Below are 14,841 nucleotides of genomic sequence, written 5' to 3' on the forward strand. Positions count from 1 at the left end.
CTCAATGCGCCTCCGCCCAGTTGGCGCCCTTGCCCGCATCCACCGTCAGTTTCACGTCCAGCTTCACCGCCGGATCGGGCGCGTTCTCCATCACGTCGCGCGCAATCTCGATGGTCTTGTCCACCGCATCCTCGACCACTTCGAACAGCAGTTCGTCATGCACCTGCAGCAGCATCTTGGCCGGCAGCCCGTCGATCGCCTGAGGCATCCGCACCATCGCCCGCCGGATCACGTCCGCCGCGGTGCCCTGGATCGGCGCGTTGATGGCCGCGCGGCGCGCGAACCCCGCATGCGGCCCCTTGGCGTTGATCTCGGGCGTGTGGATCTTGCGCCCGAACAGGGTCTGCACATAGCCATGCTCTTTGGCGAAGGCGATGGTGTCATCCATGTAGCGCCGGATGCCCGGGAAGCGTTCGAAATAGCGGTCGATGAAGCCCTGCGCCTCGGCCCGCGGAATGCGCAGGTTGCGCGCTAGGCCAAAGCCCGAAATGCCGTAGATCACGCCGAAATTGATCGCCTTGGCCTTGCGGCGGATTTCGGGCGTCATCTCGTTCAGCGGCACGTCGAACATTTCCGACGCGGTCATGGCGTGAATGTCCAGCCCATCGGCAAAGGCTTGTTTCAAGGCTGGAATATCGGCGATATGCGCGAGGATGCGCAGCTCGATCTGTGAATAGTCGAGCGACACCAGCACGTTGCCCGGCTCGGCGATGAAAGCCTCGCGGATGCGGCGGCCTTCTTCGGTGCGCACCGGGATGTTCTGCAGGTTCGGATCGGTCGAGGCCAGACGCCCCGTGTTCGCCCCGGTGATGGCATAAGACGTATGCACCCGCCCCGTATCGGGATTGATATGGGTCTGCAGCGCGTCGGTATAAGTCGATTTCAGCTTGCTGAGTTGCCGCCAGTCCAGCACCCGGCGCGGCAGCTCATGCTCGGTCGCCAGATCTTCCAGCACGTCGGCACCGGTCGAATACTTGCCGGTCTTGCCCTTCTTGCCGCCCTCTAGGCCCATCTTGTCGAACAGGATCTCGCCCAGCTGCGCAGGCGAGCCGACATTGAAATTCTCGCCCGCCAACTCGTGGATTTCAGCCTCTAACGCAGCCATTTTCTGGGCAAACGCGTTCGACATGCGGCTCAGCACGTCACGGTCGACCTTGATACCATGCATCTCCATCTCGGCCAGAACCGGCACCAGGGGACGCTCGAGCGTTTCATAGACGGTCGTCACCTGAACCCGGTGCAGCTGCGGCTTGAACAGCTTCCACAGGCGCAGGGTGATGTCGGCGTCCTCGGCGGCATAGGCGGTGGCCTCGTCGATTGGCACCTTGTCGAAGGTGATCGCCGACTTGCCCGAACCCAGCAACGGCTTGATCGGGATCGGCGTGTGGCCCAGATAGCGTTCGGACAGCGTGTCCATGCCGTGTCCATGCTCACCCGCATGCATGGCATAGGACATCAGCATCGTGTCGTCGATCGGGGCGACATCCACGCCGTAGCGTGCAAAGATCTTGGCGTCATATTTCATGTTCTGCCCGATCTTCAGGATCGACGGATCCTCCAGCACCGGCTTGAGCATCTCCAGCGCCTCATCCAGCGGCATCTGCCCCTCGGCCAGCGCGTCCGAGCCGAACAGGTCGTCACTGGTACCGTCGCGGTGGGTCAGCGGGATATAGGAGGCCTCGCCCGGCTCGATGCACAGCGAAATGCCGACCAGATCGGCCACCATCTCGTTCAGGCCGGTTGTCTCGGTGTCCACCGCCACCCAGCCGCGTTCATGCGCCTGATCGATCCATTTCTGCAGGGCCGCGGCATCACGCACACATTCGTATTTGCTGGCATCGAACGGCAATTCGTCAGCCGGCGGATCATCCGACGCGACCGGCGCGGGCGCATCCGCGATCACCGGCGGCTCGACCCCCAGCTTCTCGGCGATCCGCTTGGAAAGCGTGCGGAACTCCATCTCGGCCAGGAACGACAACAGCTTGTCCGGGTCGGGGTCGCGAAGCTCCAGATCGTCCAGCGTGAAATCCAGCGGCATATCGCAATCCAGCTGCACCAGCTTCTTCGACAGCTCGATCTGGTCGCGCTTCTCGATCAGGGTCTGGCGGCGCTTGGGCTGCTTGATCTCCTCGGCCCGGTCCAGCAGCGTCTCCAGGTCACCGAACTCGTTGATCAGCAGTGCCGCCGTCTTGATCCCGATCCCCGGCGCGCCCGGCACGTTGTCGACGCTGTCACCGGCCAGCGCCTGCACATCCACGACGCGCTCGGGATAGACGCCGAATTTCTCGAACACCCCCTCGCGGTCGATGCGCTTGTTCTTCATGGCGTCCAGCATTTCGACACCGTCGCCCACCAGCTGCATCAGGTCCTTGTCGGAACTGACGATGGTCACCCGCCCCCCGGCCTGGCGCGCCTGACAGGCCAGCGTGGCGATGATGTCGTCGGCCTCGTACCCCTCCAGTTCTTTGCAGGGGATGTTGAAGGCCTCGGTCGCCTGCCGGGTCAGGGGGATCTGCGGGCGCAGATCCTCGGGCATCGCCTCGCGGTTGGCCTTGTAGAGGTCGTACATGTCATTGCGGAAGGTGTGCGAGCCCTTGTCGAAGATCACCGCCAGATGAGTCGGCGCGTCCGGGCCGTGGTCGCCATCCACGTAACGCTGCAACATGTTGCAAAAGCCCGAAACGGCGCCAATCGGCAGCCCGTCCGATTTCCGCGTCAGCGGCGGAAGGGCGTGATAGGCGCGAAAGATGAAGGCCGATCCGTCGATCAGATGCAGATGGCAGCCTTTTCCGAATTTGCTCATGCGCGCTCTCCCCGTCAGTCAGGAACGGTTCTGCCACAGGGGCAGCCGGGTGACCAGTCAGGAACGCGCCCTAGCCGCCAAACAGACCGCTGAAAACATCCGAGAAACTGTTCAGCAGCGCCATGATGACCAGCGCGCCAAGGAACGCGAAAAACGCCACTGCGAAGAACTGGAACAGGATCGCGCCCGTTCCGATGACCACACCGGCAATGGCCGGGCGGCGTTTTTCGTGGCGCAGGATGCCGATGACCGAGACGACGATCGCCAACCCGCCCAGCATGGCGACGCCGATCTGCAGAAAATCATCCAGATCGCGGGTGGGCGCGACCGGCGCGGGCTGCTCCATCCCCGCAGCGGCCCGCAAGGTCGATTTTCCCAACTCGGCGGCCAGTTCGCCCAGCGTCACGCCGGTGGATTGCTGCGGCGCGAATGGCCCTGCCCAGAACACGAACAGGGCTGCGAACAGGGCCAGTGCCGCAAGGCAAAAGCCAACCCATCCAAAAACCGGACTCCCGGAATCAGCAGCAGTCATATCGGTCATCATTCACACCCACGTTTGTCACACCAACGCACTGGATGAAAATCGCGGCGAGATTTGGGCGGACTGCGGTTGGGCGGGCAATCAGTATTGCTGTGCGTCCTTCAGAACATACTTGCAGTCGCAATAGGGGCACTCGACCCAGCCCTGATCTTCGGGGATCTGCAACCAAACGCGCGGATGGCCCAGCGCGCCCTCGCCGCCATCACAGGCGACGCGGCTTGTCTCGACGATCTTGGTTTCCGGAGCTTCGATTGTCACGGCGTGCGATCCTTCACTGGTTGTCGGCCTCGCGGGCATGCATTAGGTGCGTTTATGAGCGATCAAGAAACCGGGGGCAAGAGCCAGCAATGACCGATGCAGCGATCAGCCTTCGCGGCCTGCGCAAAACCTATCGCGGCGGCAAAGGCCAGCCCGAGAAACACGCGCTGAAGGGCATCGATCTGGAGATCCCGCGCGGATCGGTCTTTGGCCTGCTGGGGCCGAACGGGGCCGGCAAATCGACCCTGATCAACATCCTGGCGGGGCTGGTGATCAAGACCGCGGGCCAAGTGACGATCTGGGGCTATGACCAGGACCGCAACCCGCGCCAGGCCCGCGCGGCCATCGGGGTGATGCCGCAGGAGCTGAACCTCGACCCGTTCTTTACCCCCCGCGGCGCGCTCGAGGTGCAGGCGGGACTTTACGGCGTTCCCAAATCGCAGCGGCGCAGCGACGAGATCCTCGAACTGGTCGGCCTCAGCGACAAGGCCGAGGCCTATGCCCGCACGCTGTCGGGCGGGATGCGGCGGCGGCTGCTGCTGGCCAAGGCGCTGGTGCACCACCCGAAAATCCTGGTGCTGGACGAACCCACCGCCGGCGTGGACATCGAACTGCGCCAGATGCTGTGGGCCAATGTGCGCAAGCTGAACCAGCAGGGCATGACCATCATCCTGACGACCCACTATCTGGAAGAAGCGCAGGAGATGTGCGACGAGATCGCCATCATCAACCACGGGGAAAAGGTGGCGCAGGACAGCACCGCCAACCTGCTGGGCCGCATGGACGGCCGCACCATGGTCATCACCCCCGAGGCCCCGGTAACCGCCCTGCCCGCCGCCCCCGGCGTTCAGGCCAGCCTGCGCGACGGCGGCAGCCTGGCGCTGCACTACCGCAGCCCGGCAACCAGCGCCGAGCAGGTGCTCGAAGCGGTCCGCCAAGCCGGTATCCGCATCCGCGACGTGCGCACCGAAGAGGCCGATCTCGAGGACGTGTTCCTGGCCCTGACCTCCGCGCGCGCCGACGATGCCCCGGCCGATGATCAGGACCAGCCGCGCCGAGGCCTGCACCGGGTCAAGCTGTGACTAGGCACCGTGCCACTTCGGTCTGGGCAGATGAGGTTTTTTGCAGAACAACCAAGACCACTCGCCACGCCGCCCTTGCATAAGCGCATTGTGGACGAAGTTGTCTTTCGCTTCGTTCACCAGGCACAACTGTTTTGCGGAAACATGGGCGAAGCACGGTGTTGGCCAGGTAACGCAAACCAGGGGCAGGTCATTTTGCCAGCCAGCGAGAGTTTGACATACCTCAATGACGGAAGCCGGAGGAACCCTATCCTGAGAAAGCTACTCGAATTGAATTTTCTGAAAGGTAGGAGTTTGCCCATTGATGACCCTAGCAAGAGTATCTCGACCTGCCTTTTTCCTGCTTTCGCTCATTTGTTTTTCGACTGTCGCGTGGGCCGATCCGGCTACCCGCAAGAGCGAAAAAGTTGAACGATTCGGGTATTGGTATGTGGTGAAGAAGCCTGCGACATTTGTCATAGCCCAAACTGGACAGAAAGGGCGCTATACGCTCTGTAGCGCGGTGCTGTTTTCCAAAGATGGATCCTTAGAGTTCGAGGCGAAGAATGATCAGGCTTGGTCGTTCTACGCATCCCAAAAGGGATGGGATTATTCCTTCGGCAGGAAAAAGTTAACGTTGAAATCCGGTTCGCGGGAAATTCGGATTCCTGAGGCACTTTATGGAGGCTCGATGATTTCCGGGATGAGCCACAACTTTCTTGCTGGCCGCCCGATCTCCATGGCCACGTTCCGCTCCTTCATCTCGCAGGGTAAGCCGATTTCTATTCATGATAACCGCGGCAGACTGCTTGTGACTTTTCCGAACGATGGAGATGATCTCTCAAAGGCGTTCAAACGGGCAATCGAATGCTCACTGTCGAACAAACCGTAGTCAGACCGGGAGCGAGGCCATGAGTTTTACTCTTTCGAAAATCGCAATCGTACTGACCCTCCTCGCCTGTTCCGTTTCAGCCACGCATGCAGAGGGGCAGTTTCTGGAAGGATGCCTCGCGCTAAAAGGCAATGAACAGCAGTTCAGAAAAACGACCGTAACGTGGCTTGCGCAGCAGAAAGGGGAAACAATAATCGCGTATGCATCAATAAATGTTGGGGGCAAGGCAGCAGTCTGTGGCTTATACGTGAACGAAGGGGTCGTGCCTCAGACAGACCTGAAGTTTATGCTCTCCAAGAGTGAGATAAAGGTCGGTCGACAGACATTGTTAAGAAATCTCTCCTTTTTTAAGAATGCGTGTAATGGTGGCGGATGCAAACTTTGCGCGCCTTGCTTTATGACAACATTGAATTGGAAACCGGCTTACGCGCGGGCGAAACTGAGTTTACACGCAACTGAAAGCTTCGAAATCAAATAGTTACATTTCGACCACGGGGCGCAAGAACAGCCATATCTCTGTGGCGAGCTGAGCCCAGATTTCGCGCTGATCGGAAGGTAGATTTCCAAGCTGCAATCCAATCGGTTCACGAATGCAGAGATAGCTTTGAAGCCAGCCAAGATGATGTTTGCTGCGAATGCACGACACGTCCGCTCAGGGCTCAAACCAGAACTTCACCACACCTGAATCGACAACCCGTTTCCTGCGCAATGCAGACAAGGACTCGAAAAAGAACAAAACAAGAATATAATGACGACTCGCCATGTATGCCGAGCTGTCGATCACGTCGAACTTCACCTTCCTCACCGGGGCCTCGCACCCCGAGGAGTACATGGAGCGCGCCGTCACCCTGGGCCTGCCCGCCATCGCCATCGCCGATGACAACTCGGTGGCCGGCATCGTCCGCGCCCACACCCAGGCGCGCGAGATCGCCCGCAAGGTGCGTGAACGCCGCGCGTGGGAGGAGCGGAACACGCCCATCGGCCCGCCCTGCCCCAATCACATCCCGAAACCGCCCTCGTTCCCGGTGCATGCGGTGCCGCGCCTGATCCCGGCGGCACGGCTGATCTTTACCGATGCCCCGCCCGTCACCGCCCTGCCCATCAACCGGCAGGGCTGGGCCAACCTGTGCCGCCTCCTGTCCACCGGACGGCTGCGCGCGGCCAAGGGCGACTGCATCCTGCACCTGTCCGACCTGCTGGAGTTTTCCGACGGTCTGCACCTGCTGCTCTGGCCACAGGCGGGCCGTCCGACCGGCGGCGCGAGCGGATGGCGGACACAGGCGCAACAGCTGACGCGCCGCTTTGCCGGGCGTATGCACCTGCTGATGCATCCCCGCTATGACGGGGCGGATACGGCATTTTTCCAAGTGTTAGAGACTGAATCGCGCCATCTGGGCCTGCCCACCATCGCCAGCGCCGCGCCGATGATGCATCACGGGTCGCGCCGCCGGCTGGCCGATGTGCTGACCGCGATCCGGCTGCGCCGCAAGGTGGACGATCTGGGCCGCCACGCGCTGGCCAATGGCGAACAGCGCCTGCGGTCCGAGGCCGAGATGCTGCGCATCTTCAAGGGGCACGAAGGCGCCGTGGCCCGCGCGTATGCGCTCAGCCAGGAACTCACCTTCTCGCTGGACGAGCTGCGCTATGAATATCCCAGCGAGGTCAGCGGCACCGAAACCCCCGCCCAGCGCCTGCATCGGCTGGCGCATGAAGGGTTGAAATGGCGCTATCCCGCCGGCGCGCCCGAAAAGGTCAAGGCGATGCTGGCGCATGAACTGACCCTGATCGGCAAGCTGAAATACGAGCCCTACTTCCTGACCGTCCGCGACATCGTGCATTTTGCCCGCGGCCGCGGGATCCTGTGCCAGGGGCGCGGGTCGGCGGCCAATTCGGTGGTCTGCTATTGCCTGGGTGTCACCTCGGTCAGCCCCGAGATGGGCACCATGGTGTTTGAACGCTTCGTCTCCGAGGCGCGGGACGAGCCGCCCGACATCGACGTGGATTTCGAACATGAACGCCGTGAAGAGGTGATCCAGCACATCTATGAACGCTATGGCCGCCACCGCGCGGGGCTGTGCGCCACGGTGATCCACTATCGCGGCAAGCGCGCCATCCGCGAGGTGGGCCGCGCCATGGGCCTGACCGAGGACACGATTTCCGCCCTGTCGTCGCAGCTGTGGGGGTTCTTCTCGACCGCGGGTCTCGAGGCCGAGCGGATGCGCGAGATCGGCCTCGACCCAGAGGATCGCCTACTAAAACAGACTCTAACACTGGTGAATCAGATCAACGGCTTCCCCCGCCACCTGTCCCAGCATGTAGGCGGGTTCATCATCACCGAGGGCCGTCTGGACGAGCTGGTGCCCATCGAAAACGCCACGATGGAGGACCGCACGGTCATCTGCTGGGACAAGGACGACATCGATTCCCTGGGCATCCTCAAGGTCGATGTCCTGAGCCTTGGCATGCTGACCTGCATCCGCAAGGCCTTCGACCTGATCGCCCAGCACCACCAGACCAGCTATACACTCGCCACCCTGCCGCCCGAAGACCCGGCGGTCTATGACATGCTGTGCCGCGCGGATTCGGTGGGCGTGTTCCAGGTGGAATCACGAGCGCAGATGAACTTCCTGCCCCGGATGCGGCCGCGCAATTTCTATGACCTGGTGATCGAGGTCGCCATCATCCGCCCCGGCCCCATCCAGGGCGACATGGTGCATCCCTATATCCGGCGGCGGAATGGCGAGGAGGAGGTCAGCTTCCCCTCGGACGCACTGGGCGAGGTGCTGGGTAAGACGCTGGGCGTGCCGCTGTTTCAGGAGCAGGCGATGCAGATCGCCATCGTCGGCGCGGGCTTCACCCCGGAACAGGCCGACCGGCTGCGGCGGTCTCTGGCGACCTTCAAGAAGCATGGCAATGTCAGCGAATTCCGCACCCTGTTCTTGCGCGGGATGCAGCGCAACGGCTATGACGCCGAATTTGCCGAGCGGTGCTTCTCGCAGATCGAGGGGTTCGGCTCCTACGGCTTCCCCGAAAGCCACGCGGCCAGCTTTGCGCTGCTGGTCTATGCCAGCGCCTGGATCAAGTGCCACCACCCGGGCATCTTTGCCTGCGCGCTGCTGAACTCGCAGCCGATGGGGTTCTATGCCCCCGCCCAGATCGTGCGCGATGCGCGCGAGCATGGCGTGCAGGTGCGTCCGGTCTGCATCAATGCCAGCTTCTGGGACAACGTGATGGAGCCCGACGGCCATGGCGGGCTGGCTCTGCGGCTGGGCTTTCGCCAGATCAAGGGCCTAAGCGAGGAGGACGCCAGCTGGCTGACCGCCGCGCGCGGCAACGGCTACCACCAGGTTGACGACGTCTGGCGCCGCGCGGGGCTTGGCCCCTCGGTGATCGAACGTCTGGCCGAGGCCGATGCCTTTGCCGCCTGCGGCCTGACCCGGCGCGAGGCGCTGTGGCAGGCCAAGGCGATCGCCACCGCCCGGCCTCTGCCCCTGTTCGCGCAGGATCTGGAAGGTGAGGCGCTGGACGAGCCCGCCGCCCATCTGCCGCAGATGTCGCTGGGCGAGCAGGTGGTCGAGGATTACGTCGCCACCCGCCTGAGCCTGCGGGCGCATCCGGTGGCCCTGCTGCGGCACCTGCTGACGCCCGGGGCAGCGCGACAATTCCGCCCCTGCATCCGGGCCGGAAAACGCGGTATCGGCTCGGAACAGAGCCTGAATTGAAAGCCCCGACCATGTCCCGGCCCGTGCTACCCCCACGTTTTCCCGCCACGTCCGACCAGATCCGGGCGCAGGTCACCGCATTCTACGCCCGCGTCCGGCAGGACGCCCTGCTAGGCCCGATCTTCAACCGTTACGTCACCGACTGGCCCGCACATGAGGACCAGATCGCCGCTTTCTGGCGCAACGCCATCCTGTTCGAGCGCGTCTACAGCGGCAATCCGCAGCGCGTGCATGTCGAGCGTCCGGACGTGAAACCCGAGATGTTCGCACATTGGCTGGACCTGTTCGAAAAGGTCGCCCACGGCACCCTGCCCCCGGAAACGGCCACTCCTTGGGTGGCGCTGGCCCGCCGTATCAGGGCGGGAATGCAGGCCGGTGTCGCGGCCGCCCGCCAACCGGCCGGGGCACCGCCGATCTTGCGCTGAACGGCCGGTCCCGCAGGAATGTTAGCGGTAAAGTTTGGGCTATCCGACTCTGCCGATTGGGTTTAATCAGGCCTCAGACACCTACCACTGCATCAAACCGCCCGGGGCCAGCCATATGAGCACACAGAACTCCACCGTTCAGGGACTTGGCTTTGCCTTTCTCGGTTTTGCCGTCTTTGCCACCCATGACGCGCTGATCAAGACGCTGGGCGGCACTTATTCGGTGCTGCAGATCATCTTTTTCGCCACGCTGTTTTCCTTTGTGCCGATGGCGGTCACGATTCTGGCGGACAAGGCCACTGGAAACTTCCTGCCTCGCCATCCATGGTTGGTCATGCTGCGCTCGGGGCTGATGGTCACGGGTATGTCCTGTGCCTTCTACGCCTTCTCAGCCTTGCCCCTGGCCGAAGTCTACTCGCTGCTGTTTTCCTTTCCGCTGATCGTCACCGTCCTGTCGATCCCGATACTGGGCGAGGTCGTGCGCGCCCAACGCTGGGCCGCGGTGGGCGTGGGCCTGATCGGGGTGCTGATCGTCCTGCGCCCCGGCGCGACCGAAATCACCCTGGGCCACATTGCCGCCCTGACGGCTGCGTTCTGCAGCGCGTTCGCATCCGTGCTGGTGCGTAAGATCGGAAACGAGGAACGCTCGGCGGTGCTGATCCTGTATCCGATGCTGCTGGCGATCGTGGTCATGAGCCTGGCCCAACCAGCCGTCTATCAGCCGCCGTCCCTGCTTCATCTGGCCATGATGGCGCTGGTCGGCGTGTTTTCGGTGATCGCCCAGCACCTGATCATCCTGGCCTATCGCGCGGCGCCCGCTGGCGTGGTCGCCCCCAGCCAGTACAGCCAGATCATCTGGGCCACGATCTTTGGTATGGTTTTCTTTGGCGAACGCCCAGATGTCTGGGTCGCAGTCGGGGCCAGTATCATCATCGCGTCCGGTGTATTCGTTGTCTGGCGTGAGAGCCGGGCCAATGTATCGCCGAACAAACCGGTTCTGCGCGTGCGTTCGCCGCGCTCTGACACCGGCGCCTCGGCGCGGCCAGGGTCCTAGAGCCGCCACGCGGCTGGGCGGTCGCGTTACCTCTCTTTGCAGCGGATCTTGATATTTCCGTTCTCGCCAGATTCTTCGAACTTTCCGATTCCACGAACCAGATCGCTCAGTCGGTTGAATCCGTAGGTCCGCGTGTCGAAATCCGGGTAATTCATGCTCAGCTGGCGGCCGACCCAGCCCAGGGTGACCCAGCCATCCGGCTCGTCGGATTTGAGCACGACATTGCGGATCAGCTGGTAGGCATGGTTCAGGTCTTTTTTCGACGGAGCCTTCTTGGTCTTTTCACCGCCGGCGCTTTCTTTCTTGATGTTTTCGATCAGAATGAACCGGTTGCAGGCCGCCACGAAAGCCTTCGGGGTCTTGCGCTCACCAATGCCGTAGACCCTCAAACCCTGCTCGCGGATGCGGCTGGCAAGCCGGGTGAAATCACTGTCCGAGGACACCAGCACGAACCCGTCGAAACGGCCCGAATGCAGAATGTCCATCGCGTCTATCACCAAGGCGATGTCTCCGGCGTTCTTGCCGGTTGTGTTGGCGAATTGCTGGTGCGGTACGATGGCGTATTCCGCCAGTTTCTCGGCGCTCCAACCCTGCGGGATACCGCCGGAAAAATCGCCGTAGATCCGGCGCAGGCTCGCCTCTCCCAATGTGGCGACTTCTTCGAAAATTTCGGCGACGTGTTTTGCCGGGACGTTTTCGGCGTCGATCAGAACGGCCAGGCGTTCCGTTGCTTCAGTAGTCAATTTAATCTCTCTATTCAGGTATTTATCAATGCTCTGAAGATAAGAGGCAAAAAGGGCGGTTTAAACCCCGCCCTTGCAATTTCCGATTGTCAGTAGATCACCACAGACCGGATGCTTTCGCCTTTGTGCATCAGGTCGAAGCCGGTGTTGATGTCGTCCAGACCCATGGTGTGGGTGATCATCGGGTCGATCTCGATTTTCCCTTCCATGTACCAGTCAACGATCTTGGGCACGTCCGTTCGGCCACGCGCACCACCAAAAGCGGTGCCGCGCCACGACCGGCCGGTGACCAGCTGGAACGGACGGGTCGAGATCTCGGCCCCCGCAGGCGCCACGCCGATGATGATGGATTCGCCCCAGCCCTTGTGCGCCGATTCCAGCGCCGCGCGCATCACCTGCACGTTGCCGGTGGCATCAAAGGTGTAATCCGCGCCGCCCTTGGTCAGGTTCACCAGATAGGGCACCAGATCGCCCTCGACCTCGGCGGGGTTGACGAAATCGGTCATGCCGAATTTCTCGGCCATCTCGCGCTTGGCGGGGTTCAGGTCGACGCCGACGATCTGGTCGGCCCCGGCCAGACGCAGCCCCTGGATCACGTTCAAGCCGATGCCACCCAGACCGAACACGATGGCGCGGCTGCCGATTTCCACCTTGGCGGTGTTGATCACCGCGCCGATGCCGGTGGTCACGCCACAGCCGATATAGCAGATCTTGTCGAACGGCGCGTCCTCGCGCACCTTGGCCAATGCGATTTCCGGCAGAACCGTGTGGTTCGAGAAGGTCGAGCAGCCCATGTAGTGCAGGATCGGATCCCCATCCAGCGTCGAGAAACGCGAGGTGCCGTCGGGCATCAGGCCCTTGCCCTGCGTCTCGCGGATGGCCTGGCACAGGTTGGTCTTGGGGTGCAGGCAGTATTCACACTCGCGACATTCGGGAGTGTAGAGCGGGATCACGTGATCGCCCGGCTTCAGGCTGGTCACGCCCTCGCCCACCTCAACCACCACGCCGGCGCCTTCATGGCCCAGAATGGCCGGGAACAGCCCCTCGGGGTCGGCCCCCGACAGGGTGAATTCATCGGTGTGGCAGATGCCGGTGGCCTTGATCTCGACCAGAACCTCACCGGCCTTGGGGCCTTCGAGGTTCACCTCCATCACTTCCAAGGGCTTGCCCGCCTGAAGGGCAACGGCGGCACGAGTACGCATGTTGCTATGTCTCCCTGTCAATTTCGCACGACCCTGCGTCAATTGCAGGGTGTTTTCAACTGCGCTTTCATGGCAGGCTCTGCAAGCCATTGATATTTCAGAAACGACATTGCCGAAAAGAGGAGCGCCAATGTACCGCATGATCCCGATCCTGATCCTGCTGACCGCCTGCGCGGAAACCGACCTGCCCGAACCGGGCTCTGCCGAGCTGGATACCGCCCCGGTGGATCTGGCCTTCTGCAAGGGCGAACCCTTTGCCCAGTCCGTGGGGCAGCCGGTCTCGACCATTCAGGCCAGCCTGCCGGAACGGAGCCGCGTTCTGGGCCCCGATGACATCGCCACGCAGGATTACCGTATCGACCGGCTGAACGTCTATGTGAACGGAGCCGGAGTCATTCAGCGGCTGACCTGCGGATAAGGGCGGACTCGACTCGGCGCATGATTCTCAGATAGGAACAAAGTAAGAACAATCTGATGTCTGCCCGATGCCCAAACGCCGAATACTCTCGTTGTGGTTTCCACGTCTGGGGGCCGAACGGCTGATCCGCGCCGCCCGCGGCCTGCAGTCCGGCCCGCTGGCGGTGGTGGCCGAACAGTCGAACATGCAGGTCATCACCTCGCTGAATACCGAGGCACAGGCCGCCGGGCTGCACGTGGGCCAGCCGGTGCGCGATGCGCATGCCATGTGCGCGGCCCTTGTCACCCGCCCCCGCAACGCCCCGGCCGAGGCTGCTTTTCTGACCGCGCTGCGCCGCTGGGCGGGCAAGTTCAGCCCCTGGGTCGCCGAAGAGGCCCCCGATGGCCTGATCGTCGATCTGTCGGGCTGCGCCCATCTGTTCGGCGGCGAAGAGGCGCTGCTGGACGTGATCGAGACCGACTGCGCCGACATGGGGCTGAGCGTGCAGATGGGTATCGCCGACACGCTGGGCGCAGCCTGGGCGCTGGCGCGCTATGCCGGGCAAGAGGCCACCTCGGACCGCAATGGCGACGCCATTTCCCAAGAGGCCCGCGCCACCCGCGCCCGGGCTGGCAAGCGGCGGCACTGGACCAAGGGCGGCGCCGCGCCGCAGGTGGTGGCCGTGGGCGGCGGGGCCCGGATCGCGCCACCGGGGCAGGCCTATGGCGCGCTCGCCCCCCTGCCCATCGCGGCGCTGCGGCTGGACGACCAGACCGTGGCGCAGCTGAACCGGCTGGGCCTGCGGCGGATCGGCGACCTGTTGGGCCAGCCGCGTGCCAGTTTGGCCCGCCGGTTCGGGCGCGGTCTGGTTCTGCGGCTGGATCAGGCGATGGGCAGCGCGCCCGAGCCGGTCTCGCCCGCGCGGCCCCCGCATCACTTTGCGGTGCGGATGACCCTGCCCAACCCGATCGGCCTGACCGAGGACGTGATGGCCGCCATCGACCGGATGCTGCCGACCCTGTGCGCGCGGCTGGAGGAAAAGGCGCGCGGGGCGCGGACCCTGCGGCTCGAGGCGCACCGCACCGATCAGGCGGCCGAGATCATCGAGATCGGGCTGGCCCGCCCAAGCCATGACAAACACCGCATTCGCCCTTTGTTAGAGATGAAAATCGATCAGATCGACGCAGGCTATGGCATCGACATGCTGCGCCTTGCGGCGGTGCAGACCGAGCCGGTGCATGCCCGCACCCTGACCGGCCATGCCGAGGCCAGCCGCGCCGTCCGCAACCGGCTGGAGGGGAACACCGCGCTGGACGATCTGATCGGCAAACTGGGCGCGCGTGTGGGGCTCGAGGCGATCACGCGGCAACACCCGGCGGCCTCGCACATCCCCGAGAAAACCGCCCAGACGCTGGCGGCGGCCTGGTCGGAACCGGCGCGCGACTGGCCCGCCCCGCCGCGCCCGCGCCCCCTGCTGATGTGGCGGCCCGAGCCGGTGATGGCCCCCGACCGCCCCGATGTGCCCGCCAATTTCCGCTGGCGCGGGCGCGACTGGCAACTGGCGCAGGCCACCGGCCCGGAACGGATCGCGCCGGAATGGTGGCTGGATGACCCCAACTGGCGCAGCGGCGTGCGCGATTACTGGGTGGTGGTGACCGAGCAGGGCGAGCGGCTATGGCTGTTCTACGGCCATGGCGGCACCATGTCGGCAGGCTGGTTCTGCCAAGGGTGCTTTAGTTAGAG

General features: G+C 63.3%; 13 protein-coding genes. 8 read left to right on the forward strand and 5 right to left on the reverse strand.

The window, feature by feature from the left end; genetic code table 11:
- Nucleotide 1: 1 nt before the first annotated feature.
- From polA to AC2FMD_RS17595, 3 genes are all read right to left on the reverse strand, one after another.
- The gene (polA, locus tag AC2FMD_RS17585; RefSeq protein WP_496742495.1) at nt 2–2,803 is read right to left on the reverse strand and encodes a DNA polymerase I; all 2,802 of its coding nucleotides are present in this window, start codon (nt 2,801–2,803) and stop codon (nt 2–4) included.
- Between the two features lie 70 nt (nt 2,804–2,873).
- Nucleotides 2,874–3,344: a hypothetical protein gene (locus AC2FMD_RS17590; RefSeq protein ID WP_496712391.1), complete on the reverse strand. Its 471-nt coding sequence runs from the start codon at nt 3,342–3,344 to the stop codon at nt 2,874–2,876.
- 81 nt (nt 3,345–3,425) lie between these two features.
- On the reverse strand, nt 3,426–3,602 hold the full coding sequence (locus tag AC2FMD_RS17595; protein WP_496795295.1) for a zinc-finger domain-containing protein: 177 nt from the start codon (nt 3,600–3,602) through the stop codon (nt 3,426–3,428).
- An 89-nt stretch (nt 3,603–3,691) separates the two neighbouring features.
- Between AC2FMD_RS17595 and AC2FMD_RS17600 the strand changes: the two genes are divergently transcribed.
- The 6 genes from AC2FMD_RS17600 to AC2FMD_RS17625 all read left to right on the forward strand — a co-directional run bounded on the left by AC2FMD_RS17600 (nt 3,692) and on the right by AC2FMD_RS17625 (nt 10,756).
- On the forward strand, nt 3,692–4,684 hold the full coding sequence (locus tag AC2FMD_RS17600) for an ABC transporter ATP-binding protein (protein ID WP_496742494.1): 993 nt from the start codon (nt 3,692–3,694) through the stop codon (nt 4,682–4,684).
- A gap of 304 nt (nt 4,685–4,988) precedes the next feature.
- On the forward strand, nt 4,989–5,555 hold the full coding sequence (locus tag AC2FMD_RS17605; RefSeq protein ID WP_496742493.1) for a hypothetical protein: 567 nt from the start codon (nt 4,989–4,991) through the stop codon (nt 5,553–5,555).
- A 19-nt stretch (nt 5,556–5,574) separates the two neighbouring features.
- Entirely contained in the window at nt 5,575–6,033 is a 459-nt protein-coding gene (locus tag AC2FMD_RS17610) for a hypothetical protein (RefSeq protein ID WP_496742492.1), read from the forward strand.
- 283 nt (nt 6,034–6,316) lie between these two features.
- Nucleotides 6,317–9,277 carry an error-prone DNA polymerase gene (locus tag AC2FMD_RS17615; RefSeq protein WP_496795296.1) on the forward strand — a complete coding sequence of 987 codons (2,961 nt, stop codon included), beginning with the start codon at nt 6,317–6,319 and terminating at the stop codon, nt 9,275–9,277.
- Nucleotides 9,278–9,288: 11 nt separating this feature from the next.
- Nucleotides 9,289–9,702 carry a group III truncated hemoglobin gene (locus tag AC2FMD_RS17620; RefSeq protein WP_496680080.1) on the forward strand — a complete coding sequence of 138 codons (414 nt, stop codon included), beginning with the start codon at nt 9,289–9,291 and terminating at the stop codon, nt 9,700–9,702.
- Nucleotides 9,703–9,817: 115 nt separating this feature from the next.
- Nucleotides 9,818–10,756 (forward strand): DMT family transporter, encoded by a 939-nt coding sequence (locus AC2FMD_RS17625; RefSeq protein ID WP_496742490.1) that lies wholly within the window; start codon nt 9,818–9,820, stop codon nt 10,754–10,756.
- A 26-nt stretch (nt 10,757–10,782) separates the two neighbouring features.
- On the opposite strand, the gene AC2FMD_RS17630 is transcribed toward AC2FMD_RS17625, so the two are convergent.
- Both AC2FMD_RS17630 and AC2FMD_RS17635 read right to left on the reverse strand, forming a co-directional pair.
- Complete coding sequence (locus AC2FMD_RS17630) at nt 10,783–11,499, reverse strand: NYN domain-containing protein (RefSeq protein ID WP_496689477.1); 717 nt, start codon at nt 11,497–11,499, stop codon at nt 10,783–10,785.
- Nucleotides 11,500–11,588: 89 nt separating this feature from the next.
- A complete protein-coding gene (locus tag AC2FMD_RS17635; protein ID WP_496680086.1) occupies nt 11,589–12,701 on the reverse strand; it encodes an S-(hydroxymethyl)glutathione dehydrogenase/class III alcohol dehydrogenase in 1,113 nt (370 codons plus the stop codon).
- A gap of 130 nt (nt 12,702–12,831) precedes the next feature.
- Between AC2FMD_RS17635 and AC2FMD_RS17640 the strand changes: the two genes are divergently transcribed.
- Together AC2FMD_RS17640 and AC2FMD_RS17645 are read left to right on the forward strand one after the other, a co-directional pair.
- Nucleotides 12,832–13,119: an I78 family peptidase inhibitor gene (locus AC2FMD_RS17640; protein ID WP_496742489.1), complete on the forward strand. Its 288-nt coding sequence runs from the start codon at nt 12,832–12,834 to the stop codon at nt 13,117–13,119.
- A 67-nt stretch (nt 13,120–13,186) separates the two neighbouring features.
- A complete protein-coding gene (locus AC2FMD_RS17645; RefSeq protein ID WP_496742488.1) occupies nt 13,187–14,839 on the forward strand; it encodes a DUF6504 family protein in 1,653 nt (550 codons plus the stop codon).
- Nucleotides 14,840–14,841: the final 2 nt, after the last annotated feature.

Source organism: Ruegeria sp. BHSC276 (assembly GCF_059612945.1).

Excerpts from the sequence above, each read along its gene's own strand:
- AC2FMD_RS17645 (WP_496742488.1), top strand. The coding sequence starts at position 13,187 with ATGCCCAAACGCCGAATACTCTCGTTGTGGTTTCCACGTCTGGGGGCC.
- AC2FMD_RS17615 (WP_496795296.1), top strand. The coding sequence starts at position 6,317 with ATGTATGCCGAGCTGTCGATCACGTCGAACTTCACCTTCCTCACCGGG.
- AC2FMD_RS17590 (WP_496712391.1), bottom strand. The coding sequence starts at position 3,344 with ATGACCGATATGACTGCTGCTGATTCCGGGAGTCCGGTTTTTGGATGG.
- AC2FMD_RS17640 (WP_496742489.1), top strand. The coding sequence starts at position 12,832 with ATGTACCGCATGATCCCGATCCTGATCCTGCTGACCGCCTGCGCGGAA.
- AC2FMD_RS17620 (WP_496680080.1), top strand. The coding sequence starts at position 9,289 with ATGTCCCGGCCCGTGCTACCCCCACGTTTTCCCGCCACGTCCGACCAG.
- AC2FMD_RS17625 (WP_496742490.1), top strand. The coding sequence starts at position 9,818 with ATGAGCACACAGAACTCCACCGTTCAGGGACTTGGCTTTGCCTTTCTC.
- AC2FMD_RS17605 (WP_496742493.1), top strand. The coding sequence starts at position 4,989 with ATGACCCTAGCAAGAGTATCTCGACCTGCCTTTTTCCTGCTTTCGCTC.
- AC2FMD_RS17610 (WP_496742492.1), top strand. The coding sequence starts at position 5,575 with ATGAGTTTTACTCTTTCGAAAATCGCAATCGTACTGACCCTCCTCGCC.
- polA (WP_496742495.1), bottom strand. The coding sequence starts at position 2,803 with ATGAGCAAATTCGGAAAAGGCTGCCATCTGCATCTGATCGACGGATCG.
- AC2FMD_RS17600 (WP_496742494.1), top strand. The coding sequence starts at position 3,692 with ATGACCGATGCAGCGATCAGCCTTCGCGGCCTGCGCAAAACCTATCGC.
- AC2FMD_RS17635 (WP_496680086.1), bottom strand. The coding sequence starts at position 12,701 with ATGCGTACTCGTGCCGCCGTTGCCCTTCAGGCGGGCAAGCCCTTGGAA.